At 40.0% G+C, this 22,326-nt stretch carries 18 protein-coding genes; 8 read left to right on the plus strand and 10 right to left on the minus strand.

Annotation, left to right across the window (positions count from 1 at the left end):
- Nucleotides 1-10: 10 nt before the first annotated feature.
- The 5 genes from L641_RS0118550 to L641_RS0118570 form a co-directional block, all read right to left on the minus strand.
- Entirely contained in the window at nt 11-2,128 is a 2,118-nt protein-coding gene (locus L641_RS0118550) for a methyl-accepting chemotaxis protein (RefSeq protein ID WP_013462951.1), read from the minus strand.
- Nucleotides 2,129-2,241: 113 nt separating this feature from the next.
- On the minus strand, nt 2,242-3,462 hold the full coding sequence (gene arsJ / locus L641_RS0118555) for an organoarsenical effux MFS transporter ArsJ (protein ID WP_013462950.1): 1,221 nt from the start codon (nt 3,460-3,462) through the stop codon (nt 2,242-2,244).
- A 15-nt stretch (nt 3,463-3,477) separates the two neighbouring features.
- Entirely contained in the window at nt 3,478-4,491 is a 1,014-nt protein-coding gene (locus L641_RS0118560; protein ID WP_013462949.1) for an ArsJ-associated glyceraldehyde-3-phosphate dehydrogenase, read from the minus strand.
- A gap of 16 nt (nt 4,492-4,507) precedes the next feature.
- The gene (locus L641_RS0118565) at nt 4,508-4,864 is read right to left on the minus strand and encodes a metalloregulator ArsR/SmtB family transcription factor (protein WP_013462948.1); all 357 of its coding nucleotides are present in this window, start codon (nt 4,862-4,864) and stop codon (nt 4,508-4,510) included.
- A gap of 201 nt (nt 4,865-5,065) precedes the next feature.
- On the minus strand, nt 5,066-5,494 hold the full coding sequence (locus L641_RS0118570) for an organic hydroperoxide resistance protein (RefSeq protein ID WP_024602752.1): 429 nt from the start codon (nt 5,492-5,494) through the stop codon (nt 5,066-5,068).
- Between the two features lie 129 nt (nt 5,495-5,623).
- On the opposite strand from L641_RS0118570, the gene L641_RS0118575 reads away from it, so the two are divergent.
- The 5 genes from L641_RS0118575 to L641_RS0118600 all read left to right on the plus strand — a co-directional run bounded on the left by L641_RS0118575 (nt 5,624) and on the right by L641_RS0118600 (nt 12,181).
- Nucleotides 5,624-6,058, plus strand: coding sequence for a MarR family transcriptional regulator (locus L641_RS0118575; RefSeq protein ID WP_024602753.1), 435 nt, complete (start codon nt 5,624-5,626; stop codon nt 6,056-6,058).
- 47 nt (nt 6,059-6,105) lie between these two features.
- Nucleotides 6,106-7,200 carry an L-dopachrome tautomerase-related protein gene (locus L641_RS0118580; RefSeq protein ID WP_013462945.1) on the plus strand — a complete coding sequence of 365 codons (1,095 nt, stop codon included), beginning with the start codon at nt 6,106-6,108 and terminating at the stop codon, nt 7,198-7,200.
- A 429-nt stretch (nt 7,201-7,629) separates the two neighbouring features.
- Nucleotides 7,630-8,976 (plus strand): N-succinylarginine dihydrolase, encoded by a 1,347-nt coding sequence (gene astB, locus L641_RS0118590; protein ID WP_024602754.1) that lies wholly within the window; start codon nt 7,630-7,632, stop codon nt 8,974-8,976.
- 258 nt (nt 8,977-9,234) lie between these two features.
- Complete coding sequence (locus L641_RS0118595; RefSeq protein WP_024602755.1) at nt 9,235-9,915, plus strand: SDR family oxidoreductase; 681 nt, start codon at nt 9,235-9,237, stop codon at nt 9,913-9,915.
- 178 nt (nt 9,916-10,093) lie between these two features.
- Nucleotides 10,094-12,181 (plus strand): bifunctional diguanylate cyclase/phosphodiesterase, encoded by a 2,088-nt coding sequence (locus L641_RS0118600; RefSeq protein ID WP_024602756.1) that lies wholly within the window; start codon nt 10,094-10,096, stop codon nt 12,179-12,181.
- A gap of 26 nt (nt 12,182-12,207) precedes the next feature.
- Here the strand turns inward: L641_RS0118600 and L641_RS0118605 are convergent, their stop codons facing one another.
- The 5 genes from L641_RS0118605 to L641_RS0118630 all read right to left on the minus strand — a co-directional run bounded on the left by L641_RS0118605 (nt 12,208) and on the right by L641_RS0118630 (nt 18,536).
- The gene (locus L641_RS0118605) at nt 12,208-13,005 is read right to left on the minus strand and encodes a response regulator (protein WP_024602757.1); all 798 of its coding nucleotides are present in this window, start codon (nt 13,003-13,005) and stop codon (nt 12,208-12,210) included.
- A gap of 120 nt (nt 13,006-13,125) precedes the next feature.
- Entirely contained in the window at nt 13,126-16,053 is a 2,928-nt protein-coding gene (locus L641_RS0118610; protein WP_024602758.1) for a TonB-dependent receptor, read from the minus strand.
- 256 nt (nt 16,054-16,309) lie between these two features.
- Complete coding sequence (locus tag L641_RS0118615; protein WP_024602759.1) at nt 16,310-17,125, minus strand: TlpA disulfide reductase family protein; 816 nt, start codon at nt 17,123-17,125, stop codon at nt 16,310-16,312.
- Nucleotides 17,126-17,291: 166 nt separating this feature from the next.
- The gene (locus L641_RS0118620) at nt 17,292-18,011 is read right to left on the minus strand and encodes a Sir2 family NAD-dependent protein deacetylase (RefSeq protein ID WP_024602760.1); all 720 of its coding nucleotides are present in this window, start codon (nt 18,009-18,011) and stop codon (nt 17,292-17,294) included.
- Between the two features lie 279 nt (nt 18,012-18,290).
- Complete coding sequence (locus tag L641_RS0118630; RefSeq protein WP_016900100.1) at nt 18,291-18,536, minus strand: YfhL family 4Fe-4S dicluster ferredoxin; 246 nt, start codon at nt 18,534-18,536, stop codon at nt 18,291-18,293.
- 260 nt (nt 18,537-18,796) lie between these two features.
- Between L641_RS0118630 and L641_RS0118635 the strand changes: the two genes are divergently transcribed.
- The 3 genes from L641_RS0118635 (at nt 18,797) to istB (ending at nt 22,246) form a co-directional block, all read left to right on the plus strand.
- Nucleotides 18,797-19,744 (plus strand): hypothetical protein, encoded by a 948-nt coding sequence (locus L641_RS0118635; protein ID WP_024602761.1) that lies wholly within the window; start codon nt 18,797-18,799, stop codon nt 19,742-19,744.
- 187 nt (nt 19,745-19,931) lie between these two features.
- Nucleotides 19,932-21,476 carry an IS21 family transposase gene (gene istA / locus L641_RS0118640; protein WP_024600838.1) on the plus strand — a complete coding sequence of 515 codons (1,545 nt, stop codon included), beginning with the start codon at nt 19,932-19,934 and terminating at the stop codon, nt 21,474-21,476.
- Between the two features lie 14 nt (nt 21,477-21,490).
- On the plus strand, nt 21,491-22,246 hold the full coding sequence (istB, locus tag L641_RS0118645; RefSeq protein ID WP_008108839.1) for an IS21-like element helper ATPase IstB: 756 nt from the start codon (nt 21,491-21,493) through the stop codon (nt 22,244-22,246).
- Nucleotides 22,247-22,326: the final 80 nt, after the last annotated feature.

The following is a 22,326-nucleotide window of genomic DNA, read 5'->3' on the forward strand; positions in this document are numbered from 1 at the left end:
ATAAAAAAATTTACGTTTTCAACTTATTCAGCTCAGCGTCTTGCTGTGCAACCAACTTATTGAGTTCTTGGCTGCTATCGCCTGCCTGAGCAGATAAATCAGAGAGCTGAGATGCCGCATCAGAAATAATAGTTAAATTACGATTTATTTCTTCAGTGACCAAACTTTGCTCTTCAGCTGCGGTTGCAATATGGGTGATTTGGTTAGTTATTTCATCCACTTTTACAACAACACTGTGCAGTGCATCAAAGGCAGTAGAAGTTTCATCAACTGCATTTTCAGCACGTACAACGCCTTTTTCAATGACAGTTGAGGCATTTCCTACTTCTGATAACAAGCTATCAATTAGGCTGCTAATATCGTCGGTGGATGAGCGAGTTTTAGACGCTAAAGCCCTAACTTCATCCGCAACAACAGCAAAACCTCGACCATGTTCACCGGCACGTGCAGCCTCAATGGCGGCATTCAATGCCAGTAAATTTGTTTGCTCAGAAATAGTTCGGATCACATCCAAAATTTGCGTAATATCATTACTACGTGAGGCCACTTTTTCGACTGCTTGGTTGGCTTCTTTGATTTCCTCAGACATTGTTTTAACTTGGGTCATCGCAGAAGATAAACTCGACTCGCTGCTAACCACTAAGGTATTGATTTCATCAGCTTGTTGCGCAGATTGCTCAGAAGCTTTTGCCACTTCAAGTGCTGTCGCGCTCATTTCGTTCATTGCCGTCACCACACTTTCAATTTCTTTAAACTGTGCCTGAACATTATGCTTGGTTTCTACGGCAATATTTGAGGTAACTTCGCCTTGATGCTTGGTTTGATCCGAGACCGCTTTTAGCTCACTAATAAGTTCACGCAGTTTTGATAAAAACTTATTAAATCCTCCGGCCAAAGCTATAAGCTCAGCATGCGTATCCACATGTAGTGTTTGTGTTAAATCACCTTCAGAGCTGGCTAGGTTATCTACACGTTCTTGTATTTGTTTAAGTGGCGCCACAACACTGCCTACTACAAGCTTCATTACTATAAATGCCAATACCGCAATCACAGTCCCCGTGATCAAAATAATCACACCCAGCTCTTTTGCAGCCTCAGACATGCCAGCAGTTAATTGAATAGGTCCTTCAAAGGCAAGTTCAGCGGGAACTTCAATTAGCAGCATCCATTTCACATCAGCAAGCTTAATTTCAATCGGGTAAGACACCATTATTTCAGCGCCTTGTTTGTTTGTTCCTTTGGTGCCTTTTAGAGCTTTATAACTCTCATAACTTTTAGCGCTAACCGCTTCTTTTAAAGGGCGACCTAGTTTTTCTTTGTAGTGGCTCGTACCGACAATTAAACCCAAATGACTAAGTAAGGTTACTTTTGCTTTACCATCATAAAGCGCTTTTGAAAGCTCTTCTGTCAATTTTTGAAATACAGGTAGTGTAATATCCGCGCCTGTTACGCCAACAAATTTACCTGATTTAATAATAGGCACCACTAAAGAGGTCATCATCTCAGAATAACCCGGAGTTATTTCATAGAGGTAGGGTTCCATGATACAGGGTTTTAATTTGTCTTTTGCACACAAGTACCATTCAGCTTCACGTAAACCGAATTCATTAATTTTATCAACATATTTTTCTGAGGCATCTTCTACTACTTGTTGTTCAACAACGCCGTTCGAATTTCTCGTTAGATAAACCTCTAGTGTGCCAGCTCCAGCAACTGAATGATCGTACCCTTGGGTAAAATCACTATCTTTGCCATCAAAGCCATTTTTTTCAAACTGTGAGTAAATACTAGAAATAACATCATTGCTTTCTAGTATTGAGCGATTTAGTAGAGCGACAGATTCTCTGTTTATGGATGTTTTATCGGCGTCTTCTAAAATACTGCCAAGAGAGTATGGGATCCGATAAGCTTCATTGATAAATGCCGCAATTTTCTCACCGTATGCGGCTGCATTTGCGGTTAATCGACCATCTACTTCACTGACAATTAATGTTTCTGCCTCTGAAGAGGTTTGTGCATTACTGGATGATAATTTAGACCACAATATTCCTGAAAATAGTACAACCGTTAAAAGTATACTTCCAACACTTATCCACAATAACTTTTTTGCTAACGCTATTTCCCGCATTAAAATTACCTTACCTTACATATGTATTTTTTAGTTTAGACCAATTAAAAGAACATACTATAAAATATTTCAGAAATACCGTTTAGTGACTTATTTTAGTATTTAGTGTTCGGCTAACTTTGTTTAGTTAACCGTTGAGTGATTAAACAAACGAGCAAAAGTAAGCTAGCGCTTACCCACAAACAGGCCTGCAGCCCATATACTTTATACATAAAACCAGAAAGTACTGTCCCGACCAGTCTTCCTGCAGCGTTAGCCATGTAATAAAAACCTACATCCAAAGAAACACCATCACTTTTAGCAAGGCTGACAATCAAATAACTGTGTAATGATGAGTTAATAGCAAATGCAGCACCAAAAATAAATAACCCAACAATTAGCGTAGTGTTTACAGCTATATTAAACTGCATCAAACAAGCTAATAACAAGGTGACACACGCCAATACTCCCCCCCAGTAAAACGCTTTCTTTATCGCATCATTACTGACAAGTGACTTGCCTGTAATTTTTGGTGCTTGAGATTGCACTACCCCATAAGCAATCACCCATAGTGCCATAAAACCACTAACCCACCAGTGTGGCCAATTAAATTGCGAGGCTAAATAAACAGGCAATGCAACAACAAACCATACATCACGAGCAGCAAATAAACAAAACCGAGCGGCACTAAGTAAATTAATCGCCCTAGACTTAGAAAGTAACGCTTTAAATTTTGGTTTATTTTTAGCTTTGCCTATATCACCCTCTAAATACACTAAGCTAATGATCCAAGCGATAGTTAAAAGCATAATTAAAGCAACTAACGCTCCAACAAATCCTAGTAAAGTAAGTAATAGCCCCCCTAAAAAGAAGCCAACTCCTTTTAATGCATTTTTAGAGCCCGTTAATATAGCAATCCATTTGTATAATTGGCTTTGCTGATTATCACCTTCGGGAACTAAATATTTAATCGCACTTTTAGCGCTCATTTTATTGAGATCTTTGGCAACCCCACTTAAGGCTTGCGCTAACATTACATAACTTACCGATAACCAATCGCTTGGTGCACACAACATAGCTAAGGCCACAACTTGCAGCCCTAATCCTATGTTCATGGTTTTATTTAAACCTAAATGCGCACCTAACCAACCGCCAATTAAGTTAGTAATAACCCCAAATAACTCATAAAACACAAACAGCATGGCAATCGCGAGCGCGCCATACCCTAACTGATGAAAATACAGCACCACCAGCATGCGAAGTGCGCCATCTGTTAGTGTAAAAGCCCAGTAATTACCCGTAATAATGCCATACTGTTTTAAAGCCGATGGTAAATTGGCGATTTGCGAAAACATCTTCAATACCCTGAACTAGTTTACTAAATCACTTTGTCCTACTTTGAGCATCAGCTCAGCAGTCCGGTTGGCATAACCCCATTCATTATCATACCAAGCATAGAGTTTAAGTTGAGTGTGGTTTATAACCATTGTCGAAAGCGCATCTATAATTGTGCTACGAGGGTCTGTTTTGTAATCAATAGATACCAATGGCTTTTCTTCATAGCCTAAAATGCCTTTTAGCTCGTTATTAGCCGCTTGCTTAAACCATCCATTCACTTCTTGTTCGGTTACACCACGCTCTAGTTCAAACACGCAATCAGTAATTGATGCATTGGTTAGGGGGACTCGAACCGCATGGCCGTTTAATTTTCCTTTAAGTTCAGGGAATATCTGCGTAATAGCCGTTGCACTGCCGGTAGTGGTAGGAATTAAACTTGTTCCGCATGAGCGCGCGCGACGTAAATCTTTATGAGGTGCATCTATAATGGTTTGGGTGTTGGTAATGTCATGAATCGTTGTTATGGATCCATGCTTAATCCCTACTTTTTCTTGCAATACTTTTACCACAGGCGCTAAACAATTTGTTGTGCATGAAGCCGCGGTAACAATTTTATGTAACTGCGGATTATAAAGATGATCGTTCACCCCTATTACCACATTCAAAACACTCTCTTCTTTAACTGGGGCAGTAACAACCACACGCTTTACACCTTGCGCTAAATAAGCGTTGAGTAATTCTGTGGTTTTCATTTTACCGCTGGCTTCAATCACCACATCACATTGTGACCAGTCAGTCTCTGCAATCGATTTATTATTCGTTACTTTAACCGTATGCTTTGCTACAGAAAAACTATTATCATCGGCTTGCACCTCATATTTTAGGCGCCCGTGAACCGAGTCAAATTCTAATAAATGGGCATGTGTTTTCGCATCAGCAGCCACATCATTAACATGTACAAATTCAACCTCAGGCCAATCAATTGCCGCTCGTAAGGTTAAACGTCCGATTCGTCCAAAACCATTTATGCCTACTTTAATCGTCATTATAAAATTCCTTTAGTTAGTCACAGCATTTTAAAATTCGCTCAGGACGCTTGCCCATCACATTTAAACGCTGTAATTGATGCTCATAAAATGTAGGGGTGGCATGTAATGTTTTTGTAATTACATCTTTCGCCCAATCAGGTAGTGATTTATTTAAGCTATAGAACACCCATTGATTTTGCTTACGATCAGCAAGCAAACCGCATTGACGTAATACAGCTAAATGCCGTGAAATTTTAGGCTGGCTTACATCAAGTGCCGCCACTAATTCACATACACATAACTCATCTTCATGCGCAATAAGCAGTATTGTCTTTAAGCGGGTGTCGTCAGCGATACATTTAAAAAAATGCAGAGGATTTAGTTGATTCATACAGTGTAGTCTTGTTTTGCATACAACAACAATATATGAAAAGAAAGACATATGGAATAGTGAATATATGAAATTTCATATATTCAGGTAAAGTTATCTATTTTCCGCGTCAACTCAAGTTTGGCTTTTAGAGGTGTGCCCAATAAAAAACACGCAATGATCACTCATGGCGTGTTTTTATAAACAATATAAAGAGGTTAATTAAATAACCGACAGCTCTACTTCAATATTGCCACGAGTTGCATTTGAATATGGACATACTTGATGTGCTTTCTCTACCAAGGCTTGTGCCGCTGCTTTGTCCATATCACCTAGTGATACAGCCAATTTTACAGCAATACCAAAACCGGCATCAATCGCACCAATAGACACTTCAGAGTTAATGTAAGTATCACTTGGTAACGCAATTTTTTCGCTACCCGCTACAAACTTAAGTGCACCAATAAAACAGGCAGCATAACCTGCTGCAAATAATTGCTCTGGATTAGTGCCTTGTCCATCGTCACCACCTAACCCTTTAGGTGTTGATAAGTTAATATTTAAACGACCATCATCCGATTTAGCAACGCCTTCACGTCCGCCTGTTGCCGTTGCTTTTGCTGTATAAGCTACATTTTGTAATACATTCATAGTGAACTCCTAAGATTAAAATTTCTAAGTTAATTACTTTGCATGCAAAATAATAGATCAACTAAATTCCGATTGCAAATACTTTGCATGCAAACTAAAATACTCTGTATTGAAATGAAGGATAAAGCGATGTCGTTTGAACAGTTAAAATTAAAAAATCAGTTATGCCATCGTTTATATATGGCGTCCAACAGCATAGCCCGTGCCTATCGAGAACCTCTAGCTGAGCTTAACCTTACCTATCCTCAGTATGTTGTTATGATGGCGCTGTGGGAACAAGATGAAGTAACTATCGCTGAGCTAATAGATAAAACCGCAATTGATGGTGGCGCGCTTACTCAAATATTAAAAAAAATGACCGACAAGTCATTACTTAACGTTATAAAAGACGAACACGATAAGCGTAAGCGTTTGGTGCAACTGACTCACACGGGTCACTCTTTAAAACTTGAAGCTGCCGACATCCCAAAAAGGATTTTTTGCAAATTTGACAGTATCGACACAACCCAAGCACAACAATTAATGCAGTTACTCGACTTAGTGGTCAATGATCTGACCGACTAAAAACCCAGCTTTACCCAGCTATAACTTAACAAACAAGGCGTTAATTAATGACTCATTTAAAAAAACGACTTATTGCTATTACTTACAGCATTACATTACTGGTAAGTAATGGAGCACTTGCCAATAATAGTGAATTAACCACTGTTGCGACATTTGATGCACAACACCCGCCTGGCAACATAGCCATTACGCCATCTGGCCGTAAGTTTTTATCTATACATGGTTTTTATGGGCAAAATCAAAAAATCATGGAGCTATTAAGTGATGGCACCACTAAACCCTACCCTAATGAGCAATGGGCTTACGCATACAACAAGGGTAAAGGCTTTTACGGGGTACTCGGTGTTAATGTATCAAGCGACGGCATACTGTGGATGCTTGATACCTCAGGGCCTGATCATGCGGGGAGATTAGTTGGTTGGGATACCAACCAAGAGCAACTGCATAAAATTATTTACCTAGCCAAACCAACAATTACCGATACCTCGTTTTTAAACGATTTAGTTATCGATAATAAACACGGCGTTATTTACATTGCCGATACAGCACAAGGCAGTCAGGCTGCGATTATTATAGTAAACCTAAAAACCGGTGAAGCGCGAAGAGTATTACAAGATAGCCAATACACCACCGCCGAAAATATTGATATGGTTATTAATGGCCGAACAATGCGCCTAGGCGGACAACCTGCGCGTTTAGGTGTTAACCCAATTACGCTTGATCCTAACGAAGACTGGCTTTACTTTGGGTCAATGTCGGGGACTTCGGTTTATCGTATTGCCACCAGCGCAATTAACAACGAGCAGCTTTCAGCAAAAGCGCTAGAAGCTAAAGTAATGCGCTACGGCACTAAACCCATTTCCGACGGCATTACGGTGGATGGGGGCGGTAACGTCTATGTGACCGATATAACCAATGGTGCAATTGGCGTCGTAAAACCAAATGGCGACTATGAAGTGTTATTTAAAGATGATCGCCTAAGCTGGCCAGATGGCTTTAGTTATGGTGCAGATCATAAAATATATTTTACAGTAAACGATTTGCACAACTCGCCGGTGTTAAGCAATGATAAAACTCAAAACCCTAATAAGTTTAAAGTGATGTCGTTTACGCCCCTTGTAAAAGGTAAAGTAGGTCGTTAATAACCTAACGCAATTACCCTAGCCCTGTCATGTAATGCAGGGCTTTATAACATCACACCAAAAAAGTGCATATTTTATAATCACTCCCCCAATTTGGTGCCTCAACCAAACTAGGTATTAAAGAAATAATAGTAAATATCTGATTTATATTCATAAAATATTCAATAAACAATTGGCATACTTCTTCCTTATATTTAATTGTCATTAGTTACACCAAGGAAAAAAATTATGTCTAATTTATACAACACTCTTTATTTTTTATGGCGCTTAGATATCACAGTGTGGCAAGTTAATGAGCCAACAAATACGCATACCACCAGTGAGAAAGAGCGTATCTACTCGCGTTAAAAACTATTTTTGAACAGACTTTGCAAGCTAAGTCATAGCGTTGTATTGTAAAAGACTATTTAATTGGTTAGTGGAACGTGTATGCATGCTTTAGAAGTTAATTTTGACGGCTTAGTCGGCCCTACTCACAACTACGCAGGTTTGTCGTATGGCAATGTTGCCTCGTTAAATAACGCGGCGAGCTTTTCAAATCCGCAAGAAGCAGTATTGCAGGGCTTGGCTAAAATGAAAGCCATGCGCGATAAAGGCTTAACCCAAGGGGTATTTGCGCCTCATGCTCGCCCAGATTTAAATGTATTGCGGCGTTTAGGGTTTACTGGCAACGATGCACAAGTCATTAATAAAGCCTTTAAAGCCGATCCTATTTTATTGCGCGCTTGTTACTCTGCCTCAGCCATGTGGACCGCTAATGCAGCCACCGTATCGCCTTCACCTGATACTAACGACGGCAAAGTACACTTCACTGCGGCTAATCTAAATAATAAATTTCATCGCTCTTTAGAGCCAAACACCACTACACGTTTGCTCAAAGCGATGTTTAATAACGAACAATACTTTGCACACCATTCACATTTGCCTGAGCAAGGTTTTTTTGGTGATGAAGGCGCAGCAAACCATACTCGCCTGTGCGACAGCCATGGTGAAACCGGGCTAGAATTATTTGTATTTGGTGCAAGTGCCTTTAACAGTCAGCTTGTTAAACCCGTTAAGTTCCCTGCAAGGCAAACCTTGGAAGCGTCTGAAGCCATTTGTCGATTGCACAATATAAAAGATACCAGCCAAATACTATTACAACAAAACCCTGATGTGATTGACCAAGGGGTGTTCCATAATGATGTAATCGCGGTGGGTAACGCTAATGTTTTATTATGCCATCAGCAGGCGTTTTTAAATCAAACGCAAGCATTAGACGATATCCGCGAAGCCTATGTAGGTAACAAACAGCTTTATATTATTGAAGTGCCAACCAGCAAAGTGAGTATTCAAGATGCCGTTAGTAGCTATTTATTTAATAGCCAACTGGTTAGCCTTAGTGACGATAAAATGTTGCTCGTTGCCCCACAAGAATGCCAGCGTAATCCTGCTGTAAAAGCGTATATTGAAGAGCTAATTGTTGCCGATAACCCCATAAATCAAGTGCAGTTTTTTGATTTGCGCCAAAGTATGCAAAATGGTGGTGGGCCTGCTTGTTTGCGATTACGAGTTGCATTAAACAGCCACGAATTAGCAGCGGTAAATCCTGATGTGATCTTAAATGAGCAAAAGTATACTCAATTATGTGATTGGGCTACGCGCCATTACCGCGATAAGCTTGGTGCCAACGACTTTGCAGACCCTGCTTTACTTACCGAAAGCTACCAAGCCCTTGATGAGTTAACCCAGTTACTTAGCCTAGGATCGGTATACCCATTTCAACTAGAAGCTTAATTGCTTTCGGCTACTAGGGTTTGAAACATACGTTCAAACCCTTATCGCTAATCTCTCTAAATTCAATTAAGGTTAAGTTTATATAATTATACTTATAGCTTAACTATTCAAATAAATATGATTCTATCTATTAGGGTAATGAATTACTCCTGATAGCATGCTTAAACGACATTACTATCACTCAATTAACCCTAACTAACTCATTTAATTGAGTCTATACACTCAAGCTTGGCTGAATTCCAAAAAAGGAGACAAACCATGGCAACACATAAAGTAATTTTAATTACCGGCGCATCGAGCGGTATTGGCGAGGCGACCGCTAAAACATTAGTTAAAAATGGTCACAAAGTAATATTAACTGCGCGCAGTGAAGATAAACTCAATAAACTAGTTAACGAATTAGGCCATGAAAATGCATTTAGCGTTTCAGCCGATGCCACTCAGTTTAGCGAGCTTGAGAGTGTAGTAAGTAAAGGCATTGAAAAATTTGGCCGATTAGACGTTGCATTCGCTAACGCGGGCATGGGCGTATCATCACCTGGCACCGAAAATGGCGACCCCGATGAGTGGTCAGCCATGGTTGACCTTAATATTAAAGCATTGCTTTGGACTGCTAAACTCACTTTGCCTCATTTACGTGAAAACCAAGGGCATTTTATTTTAACCAGCTCTGCAGCAGGAAGAAGACCCATTGATGGCTCTATATATGGTGCCACTAAATGGTTTGCACATGGCTTTGGTCAAAACCTAGCAGAGGAAATGAAACCATGGCATGGTCGCTGTACCACTATTGCGCCAGGTATGGTAAATACACCATTTTTTGATGAAGCAAAACCCGATAAGCTCGACCCACAAGATGTGGCCGATGCGGTATTATTTGCTATTGAGGCCAACCAGCGTAATAGCGTACGCGAAATCTATTTAATGCCCACCAACTAATAAAATATAAAGGCCAATGTTTATTGGCCTTTACTATAAAAGTGCTTACCTGTGCTTTGTTCAAATCACTATCTACTCAATCAATAAAAAATCACTTATTGAAACGCCGCTTACCATGCTAAATCACAACTTTATGTCTATTATATAAAAAAGTAATTCAATAACTGGAACCCATTTAATGGCTCCCAATAAAACTAATAATATGCCAGCTCATCAATATGTTACTAATGACCCGTTGCATCAACTTTTTGATGCTGTCGATTCTATTTCAGTACAAGGTTACGATGAGCAACGACGTGTTATTTATTGGAATAAAGGCAGCGAATTACTTTATGGGTATACACACCAAGAAGCCATTGGCAAAAAACTCGAAGATTTAATTATACCCGCGCCAATGCGAGAGCCCGTTATTAAAGCGCATAGTAATTGGATTAAGTATGATATCGAAATTCCCGCATCAGAACTCATACTCAGCCATAAAAATGGCAATGATGTAGCCGTATTTTCAAGCCATGTTATGTTTACCAATCAGTACAATACCAAACAAATGTACTGTATTGATATTGATCTGTCTGAGGTTCACAAAGCACAAGCAGAAGCCGTATTTAATGCCACCATGCTCAAAACTTTATTTGAGGCAATTCCTGATTTATTTTTTGTACTAGAGCAAAATGGCACTATTACTGACTACCATGCAAATAATGAAAACGATTTATATATTTCACCTAACCAGTTTATTGGTAAAAAAATGGTGGATGTATTACCTGAAAAAGTAGCGGAAAAGTTTCAGGTTCATATAGAAAAAACGATAGCACAAGACAGTATGGTCAGTTTTGAATACGAATTAAGCATGCCTGAAGGCGTAATTTATTACGAAGCGAGGTTACGCTTACTGCCCAAAAAAAACCAAATTATGGTGATTATTCGTGATATTAGCGAACCACACCGCTCCGCTGAACTAATTCGCCATCAGGCCCACTTTGATAGTTTAACCGATTTACCTAATCGTTTTTTATCTCTAGACCGCTTATCACAAATATTACTGGAAGTACAAAAGAGCCACGAAAAAGCCGCGGTGTTCTTTTTAGATCTTGATGACTTTAAAAAAGTGAATGACTCTTTAGGCCATGAAGTCGGTGATGAACTATTAATTGCGGCAGCAGCAAGATTACAGCAAACACTTAAAAAAAGTGACACAATAGGCCGATTGGGCGGCGATGAGTTTATTGTTTTAATATCCAATTTAAATGATGAAAACGATGCTTTAGCGATTGCTGAGCGGTTACTTCAAGCATTTAGGAAACCCTTTAAACTTGTAGGTAGAGACTTAATACTAACATTAAGTATTGGGATTGCTATTTCCCCTAAGGATGGCACCTGCGCCTCTGTGTTGTTACGAAATGCCGACACCGCTATGTACCAAGCAAAAACTATGGGGCGAAACACGTCCTCTTTTTTCACCCCACAAATGAACGTCGCCATGCGCCGCCGCTTTGAAATAGAAGAGCAAATGCATGGTGCACTGGAGCGTAATGAATTTGAGCTTTATTACCAACCACAAATAGATGTAAAAACAAACACCATCGTTGGCGCTGAAGCCTTGCTTCGTTGGCATAATATAGTGTTAGGGGAAATAACCCCAGATGAGTTTATCCCAATTGCAGAGCAAACCGGCTTAATTACGCCTATTGGTGTATTTGTTCTTCAACAAGCCTTACGCTTTTTAAATGAATGGCAATCAATTAACAAGCAAAACTATACCATGGCGATTAATTTATCACCGCGCCAATTCAGAGACCCTGAACTGGTCAATATAATTAAACACACTCTGCATAAAAATAGTATTAATAATGAATGTTTAGAGCTGGAAATTACCGAAGGGGTGCTGATGAATAGCCAAGCGTCAATTCATGATGCCTTATTGCAAATTGATGAGCTGGGCATAAAACTGTCAATGGACGACTTTGGCACAGGGTATTCATCATTAAGTTACTTACGAGAATACCCTTTTGATGTGCTAAAAATTGACCGCAGCTTTATTACTGGCATAACAGATAACAAGGCAGACTGTAATTTAGTGAAAGCGGCCATAGCTATGTCACACAGCCTAGAAATAAAAGTAGTGGCTGAGGGGGTAGAAACCAAAGAGCAGCTAGATTTACTCAACGAGCTAAACTGCGATATTGCTCAAGGATTTTATTTAAGTAAGCCCTTGCCGGCCGCCAAGCTGCTCAATTTTTCATTGCGTTACTTAAAAGCACTTTAGTTAAAAAGTGCTTTTATAGTTATGTTTTAGCTCATGATTTTAAAGAGTAAATCACGCACAGTAGCGGGCTCAAACGGTTTGTCACATATTGCGTCCACACCCGCTTGAGCAATATTAGCTAAATGGGTATCGTTAGCTTCTGAGCTCACCATCAAGATTGGAATATGCGAGTACGCATTCGATTGCCTTACCGTTTCAGTTAATTCTTTACCATCCATTTCTGGCATATTGTAGTCAGTAACAATTAAATCAAATGATTGGCTGTTTAACATTTCAATTGCTTGTTTACCGTCTTCGGCCTCTACTGGTGCTGGAATTCCCATCCCCGCTAGCACTCGTATTATGTGTTTTCGTGCAAAACGGCTGTCATCAACTACAAGCACTCTAAGAAGCGTCACATCAAAGTGCTCTAGTTCCACTTCTTGCTCGCTAATAATATCCAAAGTCGCTTTAAGCGCTCGGGTTATTTCGTCGGCACTAAACGGTTTAGGTAAAATCGCTAATACCCCCGATTGCCTAAGTTGCTCTAAATGGCGCTTATTACGCTCGCTCGATACCAACATAAATGCCTGTTGCTCGGTATTACTATTACTGCGTATTGCCTGTAATAAAGAATCAGCTGTGCCATCACTTAAGTACATGCTGCTAATGACTAAATCAGGGTGATAATTTGATAAAGCAGCCAGCGCGTTTTCTTGAGTGCTGGCCGTTTCAATTTGTGTAACACCGCACTGAGCCAGTGATTTTTTTATTAGCTTTTGTTGAACTTCAGAAGGCTCAACTAATAAAATAGATAAGTTGGCTATTGCCGTTAAATCACTCATTTCAATCCTGTTAATATTAATTCTATAATTTTTATAACGCTCATTATAAAGTAATAACTTACAAGAAAAAGCTAAAACAGCAACAAAACAGCTTGTTTACCTAAACTCAACACACTCAGCTTAAAAACGGTAGTTTATGCCCGCATAATAACGTCTTCCCGAATAGCTTGAGTTTAATAACCGAGACTCTGTATCGTTACCTAGGCGCTTTACCGACTCAGATTTAGTTAAATTAATAACTGCAGCGGTCAAACTCAAATCCTCTAATAAATTAATCGAAGCATTTACATCAACTTGCTCGTATGGGTCTTGGTATACATTAAAGCCGCTATTTAAACCCAACACAGTTTCACCGCGTTTATTATAAGAAGCTCGAATATTAAAGGCATCTCCCTCATAATATATCGAGGTATTGTATTGATACTTAGCACTGCCTATTAGTGGCGATTTACCAAACTCTTTACCATCCACTTCTACATCGGCTTTATTGGTTTTGTTATAAGTGTAGTTTGCATAAAAACCAAAACCACTATCAAAGGCATGCTGTATAAATACTTCCGCCCCTTTAGATACGGCATCAGTGCCATTACCTACTGTGCTATATGGCGATACAGTAATATTTCCTGCCTCAACAATGCCCTCTTTACCAGCAAAATCTTGTTGTACATCAATGACTAAGGGTACAACAAAATTATCAACAGTTTTATGAAACAGTGCTAAACCAATGGCAGAGCCTTCGCTGTAGTAATATTCAATAGATAAATCAGCTTGCACCGACTCAAATGGCTTTAAGTTTTTATTACCGCCACTGCCACTAAAACCCGGAATTTCATTAAACTCAGCTCTATCGTCTGCCCACTCATCTGAGACAAACGTGATGCGTTGTTGTGCGCCTAAATCGGCATAATCAGGGCGAGACATCACTTTAGCAACCGCGCCTCGCACCACTACATCATCACTTATATCCCATGCAATATTAAAGCTAGGAAGAATTTGAGTATCGGTACTCTCTTGAGTAATAAGTTGATAGTCTTCAACAAATCGATCATCTCCCGTTACCGGCTCGCCGGTGTCATCATTGGTATGATCTAATAAATAAGTATATAGATCGGTTGATGATGTCATGGTTTTAGTGCGCACCACACGCACCCCTAAATTACCGCGCACGCTATTAAACTCAAAGTCACCTTGCAGATAAAACGCCGCTATTTGCTCTTCAATATCATAAATAAAGTTATCTTCTTTGCGTGTATACGGCACATAATGACTGGTCACAATATCGCGATATTTTTGCCAATCAATACCGGGCATTTGGTTTATATTAAAACCACCAGCAATGTTACCTTCGTTAATAAACACGTCTTGTGCTAATGGCATACCGTTGTTCCACTGATAACTGTCAAAACGTGTGATCCCCCCCTTACTGGCTTCTGCTGCGGCAATATCAAAATTAGGATCTAAAAAGAAGGTATTACCGGTTTCGCGATGCAACGTAGCTTCTCGGTACTTTACGCCGGTTTTAATTGTTCTTAAAATTCCCCAATCGGTATAAATATCAAAGTCAGCTTGGTAGTAATCTTCTTCGAGTTCACTGCGCACAAAGCTTGAATTTGACGAGCCTGGATCGCGCCCTCCGCCCACACCATTTAGTAAGTTAGATAGCGTATTAGGGTCTATATTTAAACTAATATCGTTTTCATTAATTTGCCAACCCGCTGTTTGCGATGCATTTTCTATACGGCTTTCATTTTCACCGGCGTTTGAACTTTTATACGCCGCTTCCCAACTCTCCTTTGGCCCGCCTTCAGAGCGCGTATTGCCCGCCACAAAACGGGCTTTAAAATAATCGCCTTCATAGGTTAAATTAAAATCGAAGGTGTCTGAGGTCGACTCTTCACGCACATAACGGCCTCGCATCCACGGCAATTGCATATCATTCTCTGCGCCACTCGCAGCTGCATCAAATTGCATCTCATTGATAATAGTGCCCGACTCATCCAAACTTACATCGGTTAAAAAGTCAGGATTTAAAGACCACTCAGGTATATCAATCACCGACTCAGTTCTATTTTTATCTAGTGAAAATCCAAAATAGTTAAAACCAATTTCAACGCGGCTGGTTGGGCGCCACTGCGTGCTAAATTGCACCCCTTCTCGCTCACGTAATTCGTTTACAATTGAGCCACGAACCACTTGAGGAAACCAAACATCGTTATAATTATTACCCTGAGCATCACTTATTGAGTCCCACTGATTATTGTTTTCAACCAGCTCGCCATTGGTATCTACCGGGTTATCACCGGCAAAGCGCCATACGTTTGCATCTGTGCCTCCTGAGAGAGTGCGGTTAGTGCGTTTTTGCGAGGTATAACCAAGCAACACCCCAAAGGTATCAGCCTCATTCTTCCAAGAATAAAGCGCAGTTAACTGCGGCTCAGACTCTTCAGTCACATCGGCATAGGTGCTTTCAATGTTAATTACCCCAGAGTTTGCCTCCATGCTCAGCGGTTTGCGGCTATGCATTAATACTGTACCGCCAACGCCCCCCTCATCTAAACGCGCTTCTGGCGATTTATACACTTCCACGCTTTCAATCATGGCTGAGGGCAGTAATGCATAATCAAATGAGCGAGACGGCTCACCTGGTGATGACGCAATAAAATTACCATTTAGCTGAGAAAAGGTGAGTTCAGATGATAACCCTCTAATACTTACCGATGAGCCCTCGCCTCCGTCACGGTCAATCACTACCCCTGGTACGCGTTGTAATGAGTCTGCGACATTTTTATCAGGGAACTTACCAATATCTTCCGCTGTAATCGCATCAACCACAGAGCTAGACAAACGTTTTATATCTAAATTAGCCGCCATACTGGAACGAATACCACGCACCTCAATGACTTCCATATCTTTGCTTTTTAATGTTTTATCTTCTGCTTCATCAGCATATGCATGATTGATAACAGATAGAATAGACACGCATAGCGTTGATTTAATAAAAAGTGGAAGAGAGTGATGTACAGCGTGGGTTATCCGATGAGCGGTCATAGTTTTAACAGTTCCATTTAAAATACAGTTAATACTTAAAGATGAGCGTACCAAGGAAAGTTGATACGAAAAAAGTAGCTGTATTTTACACAACCAAACTTAATAGTTTGTTAATACAAACTGACAAGTAACTGAATAATTTATCAATAAATAGTCAATTCGAATAAAGGTAGGAAGTTAAGCAGCAAAATTGCTATTTAGCTGCTTATTAAAAGAGCATAAAAAAGGAATGACGCGATTAAACAGCAATACACCGTTATTTTTTATCACTAATAGCCTGAATATAATAACCTAAACTCGCATGAGAAAGTTCTCCCATATGGCTGGTGACTAACTCACCTTGGCTATTATAAAACAAAGTGGTTGGTAAGCCCGCAGCACCTGATTCGCGACTCACATTACTGCTTTGGTCAAAAAACACATGATTAAGGTCGAGTTGCTGTTCATCAAGGAACGCTTTTACCGTGTGTAAGTCTTCACCTTGATTGACAAACGCCACTGTAATGTTTGGATTATTTTTTTGAGCCGCTTGCAGTACCGGCATTTCTTTTCGACACGGCGGACACCACGACGCCCAAAAGTTAATCACCACCGGCTTACCTTTGAAGTTTTGTAAGTTAACTTGCTGCCCTTGAATATTATGCACAACAGACTGCGGTAACTGCACACCCGTTTGGTAGATAGACAGCGCAAAATTAGGAATAATCATTGAACAAAAACCAACAAACCCAGCAATAGCGTAGTTTTTCATTACCGCTTTTTTACCACGTGCATAAAACGCTAAAACCACTATACCGCTGAGCCAACCATAATAACCAATAAAACCACCATCGCTAATATTAAAAAGCTGCCACCAGTTACCTTGATAGGCATCCCACATAGTAAACACAAACGCTAAACGCGAGACTAAAAAGCCCACTACAATTGCTTTAAAAACCGTATCTAAAATCGCTTTTTTTAATGGATGTTGGCGTGTTAATAAATAGGTAAGCCCCCAAAAAATGCCTAACCCTAAAAAAATGATCAACTGTGAAATAGAAATAACCAAAGGCCCAAGTGAAATGCTCAACATTGCTGTCGTCTTCTTATAATGTATTTAAGTACTTAAAATAACCAGTACGTAGTGTGAATTAAAGGCTAACAATAACATAGCCTAAGCTGTACTGATTATTAATAATGCATAATTGATGGTGTATACCAGTAACACGTAATCTATTTTACATAGTACATAAGTACTTTTAACCTTGTTGCTGTATGTACTCCAATGCAGTCATTTTTTTATAACTTACATTTGAGTGCAGTACATGAGTAGGTTCAGGGTCAACAATTTCAATAGGAATAGCGTAATTACGTGCAATCTCTAATGCCATTTGGGTAATGTTTACACTAAACGAGGTACCCATAAATACCATTTTATCGGCATCAATCATTCGCTGCTGCGCTTCAGTAATGCGGTATAGCTCAGTGTAATATTCATCAAATAACAACACAAAGGGCTTTAAAGAATGATTAAGCTTTGGCTGATGGTTTTCAATATTGAATAACGCAAGTAGAGAGCGATGTAAGTTGCTCTCATCAACATTACTCCATAGCGTAGCTTGTGGTGTAACGTTATCACCTTGATGATGAAATACAGTCATTTGATCAAGCCGACCATGAATCGCAATGTAATTTTTATTTTCCGCCTTACCATCTAGCCCATCAATATTTTGAGTTATTAAGTTTTTATCACTAAGCCAATGATGCACTTCGTTAGGACCATGATGACGATAAGTTGCAAAGCGATGATAATACCAAGCTAAAAACTCACTTGGATTATTTTCATACATTGCACGTGTCGCCATTTCCATTGGCGTATAGTTTTTACTACCAATAGTCCAAAAGCCATCTTCACCGCGAAAGGTGGGAATACCGCTAGCAGCACTTACACCTGCTCCAGTAATGTATAATGTATTCATAAAGTCATCTCTTATATTCAATAACCCTATAATACTTTATAAGATTGTATATTTGTGACCTTTACTCTTTAGCTATTAAATTATTTAAGCTTCGGCCATTTAGCTGAAAATAAAGTTGGGCACCAAGAAAGCTCTTTATATTTTTAATTTCGCTCAAGAGCACTTTAAATCCTTTTTTAATTGTATGTGGGAACTATGCCAAAAATAAACAATAACTAATTAGTTACAATGCACTTAGCTTTCTCAGAAAAACATATAATTAATCTACATATTAAGTAACTAACCCATTAACCTCACATATTTTTCTGCCAGCTCATCTATAGTTTCTCGGTGATTAGGGTCGGGCTTTATACAATCAATGGGGCATACGCTCACGCACGTTGGCTTGTCGTAATGACCCACACATTCGGTGCATTTATCTGAATCTATTTGATAAATTTTAGCGCCCATATAAATGGCTTCATTTGGGCACTCGGGGTCGCACATATCACAGTTAATGCATTTGCTATTTATGAGTAAAGCCACTTTTTAGCCTTTTCAATTAATATCATTATAAAACAAAAAGATAAGTAAAAACAAATGTGTGTAAAGGCTAACTTTTGTGCAGTTCTAGTTTAATAAAAAACCGCTATTTTTCATTAAATCGTAACACAAATTAGTAACACAAATTTTTATTTTTGGGTGTAAATTACAGCCGCGAATTATGCCTATTTTTCTATGTTGCTTTGTTGATCTTAATCAATAAAAATCGCCGCAAGGCCTTTATTTATATAGGTTTAATCAAAGTGAAAAAATCACTATCAACGCTTACCAAAGCTCAATACACGAAAGCGAAACTAGAATGGAAGCAACTGAAATCGCCATTTTCTATGCAGCACATAAATCGCTGTGTTATTTTGGCCTCTCAAATCATCTTTTTTGAGGAAAAAGAAAAATCAAAACAAGAGGTTAAGAAGCAAGATACGAAGCGATTATCGAAATATGAGGCACAACACAATCTTCGTCTTATATTTACCCTATCTGGAACAGTATCTTTTTACTCAGCTTTCCCTAAATCATCTGGCATAGCTAATACCAAGTTAGGTGAAGCATCTGAATTAACAATAGCAAAAGCGCGTAAGCTCACTGAACAAATGAAATATGGCGTTTTAAATAATCATAATATTAAAACTGTGTTTGATGCATATGAACAAAGCTTAATAGAGCGCCATAACACCGCACCTACCAAATTTGCAGCTTCATCGCTCAGAACATATCAATGCAGAATAAAAAAGCTCAGGCATCATTTCCCACTTAAGCGTGCGTTCCAATCTCTTACAGCTGGAGAGTTAGAAAAGATTGTAGATTTAATTATCAAGACAGAGTCCAATAACCAAGCAATCGAGCTTTTTGCACAAATTAGAAGAGTATGGCGATTTGCTAAAAACAAATTTAACTCAGGTAGAAACCCAGCAGCTGATATCGATGACTTTTACGTATCTGACCGTGTAGAAAGCCCTCGCCCTTGCCAAGTTTATACTGACTTAGATTCGATAGCTGAATTATGGATAAACCTCGCATCGGCCCCAAATATACATCAAAAAAATGCTGCTCGATTTATGATATTAACAGGCATACGCCCTATCAACATTCCACAAATGAAGTGGGGCTGGCTCAATAGTATCGATTTCCCAACCTTAATTACCTTTCCGGCATCTGTTGTTGGGGTTCGTGCATATTCCGGAGCATCGTGAACAGTGATTCCGGCCCATCGTGAACACCCGTTCTGGTTTTAGCGTGAACGCTCATTCCGGTTTTATCGTGAACACTTTTGACTGATTTTCCGGAATCGGTGTTCACACCAAACCAGTACAATTTCAACGCATTGATTATTAATTACTTTGTTAAGCTATTTCCTTTTTGTATTACTGAGGAAGGGATATGGCGACTAAGAGGATCACAATGCGTAAAATTCGAGAAGTGTTGAGGCTACATTTTGCTGCCCAACTCAGTGTCAGAAAAATAAGTGCCAGCACTAAGATCAGTGTCGGTGGTATTCAAAAACTACTCACTAAAGCCAGAGCTTTATCGTTAAGTTGGCCACTGCCCGACGAGCTTGATGATTCTGTGCTTGCTAGTCAGTTCTATCCTCGCGCCGACACTCGGCCATCCCAGCGATTTGAAGTGCCAGATTGGCCAGCCATTCGAAAAGAATTAACGGGCAAAGGCGTCACCAAGAACTTACTCTGGGAAGAATATACTCAGCAATATCCGAATCGTTGTTACAGCTATTCTCAGTTCTGCGATCGCTATATGACCTGGCTTAAAAAGCAAAAACGTTCGATGCGACAAGTGCATAAAGCAGGAGAAAAACTCTTTGTCGATTATGCGGGTCAAACGATGCCCATTGTTTGTAATGCGACGGGTGAAGTGAAGTTCGCCCAGATATTCGTGGCGGTGATGGGCGCATCAAATTATACATTTTGTGAAGCAACCTGGAGCCAAAGTCTACCCGACTGGATCGGCAGTCACGTGCGAGCATTTGAATTTATCGGCGGTATACCTGACATGGTTATCCCCGATAATTTACGCAGTGGTGTCAGTAAAGCGTGTCGCTACGACCCTGATGTTAACCCGAGTTATCAGCAATTGGCCGCGCATTATGGCACCGTGATTGTGCCTGCTCGTCCCAGAAAACCACAAGATAAAGCCAAGGCCGAAGTGGGCGTGCAAATCATTGAACGCTGGATACTCGCCAAGTTACGACACCAAACCTTTTTCTCATTAGCTGAGCTAAACCATTGCATCAAAGCCTTACTGCTTGAGGTCAATAATAAGCCCTTTAAGCAACTGAGTGGGACACGACAATCATGGTTCGAGTCAATCGACAAACCCGCCCTCGCGCCCATGCCCAAACTAGCTTATCAATTCACGGATATTAAACACGTCAAAGTGAATATTGATTATCACGTTCAGTATGATAACCATCTTTACTCGGTACCCCATCACTTGGTGGGTGAAAAGCTTGAACTTCATGCCAAAGACAACTTGATTGAGGCTTATTTCAAGCATAAACGCATCACCAGTCACCCGAGAAAATATCATCCGGGCATGACCACCACATCCGAGCACATGCCTGTAAAGCATGAGAAGCATCATAAATGGTCACCAGGGCGTTTAATGAATTGGGCGAAAGATATTGGAGATGACGTTTTGCTCTGGGTGAAAGCACAATTGGCACAGAAACAACATGAAGAACAAGCGTATCGTGTGTGCTTAGGCTTACTCAACCTATCAAGAAGCTATCCCGCCGATCGGCTCAATAACGCCTGTGCGATAGCCAATCAATACAGTTTATATCGGTTAAAACATATCAAAGACATACTCAGTAGCAACCAAGATAAATTGCCGCGAACGCAAGAAGAGCCGTCGACGTTATTGCCACAATCCCATGAAAATATCCGTGGTCCTAAAAGCTTCCATTAAGGTAAGGAAATTCTATGTTAGAACAAACGATAACTCAGCTTCGTCAACTCAAACTCAGTGGTATGGCCAACGCCTTAGTGAGCCAAATGGAACAACCAAGTACTTATGAAGGGTTGTCCTTCGATGAGCGACTACAACTGCTAGCAGACAGTGAAGCCCAAGACCGAGAGAGCCGAAAACAACAACGCTTACTTAAAGCGGCAAAACTTAAATTAGCCGCTAACGCCAGAGACATAGATTATCATCACCCGCGAGGTCTCAATCAATCGATGATGGCATCGCTACTGCAATGTGATTGGCTGAATAAATCACAAAACTTACTGATCACAGGCCCTTGCGGTAGCGGTAAAACCTATATCACTTGTGCGCTTGCGCATACAGGATGCATGAAAGGCTACAGCGTTAAATATTACCGACTCTCAAGGTTGATGCTTGCGCTGACACAAGCCAAAGCAGATGGCACTTACAGTCGAATGTTACAGTCACTCGCTAAGATCGACTTACTCGTTTTAGATGATTGGGGGCTTGAGCCACTTAAAGCGGCACAACGAAATGACTTAATGGAGATCATGGATGATAGGCACGGCAGTTCATCAACCGCCATCATCAGTCAATTACCCACCGAAGAATGGCATCAATCCATCGGCGATAATACCTTAGCCGATGCCATTTTAGATCGACTAATGCACAATGCTCATCGGATAAAATTAAAGGGGGAGTCTATGAGAAAAATTCAATCTAAAATTGACCATCGTGAACACTTAGGTTAAAAATGTCATGAACCCAATGCGTGGAATTTAAGTGTTCACGATAAAACCGGAATCGGTGTTCACCATCACCGGAATACGCA

Source organism: Pseudoalteromonas sp. TB41, assembly GCF_000497975.1.
GTDB classification, from domain to species: Bacteria; Pseudomonadota; Gammaproteobacteria; order Enterobacterales; family Alteromonadaceae; genus Pseudoalteromonas; species Pseudoalteromonas tetraodonis.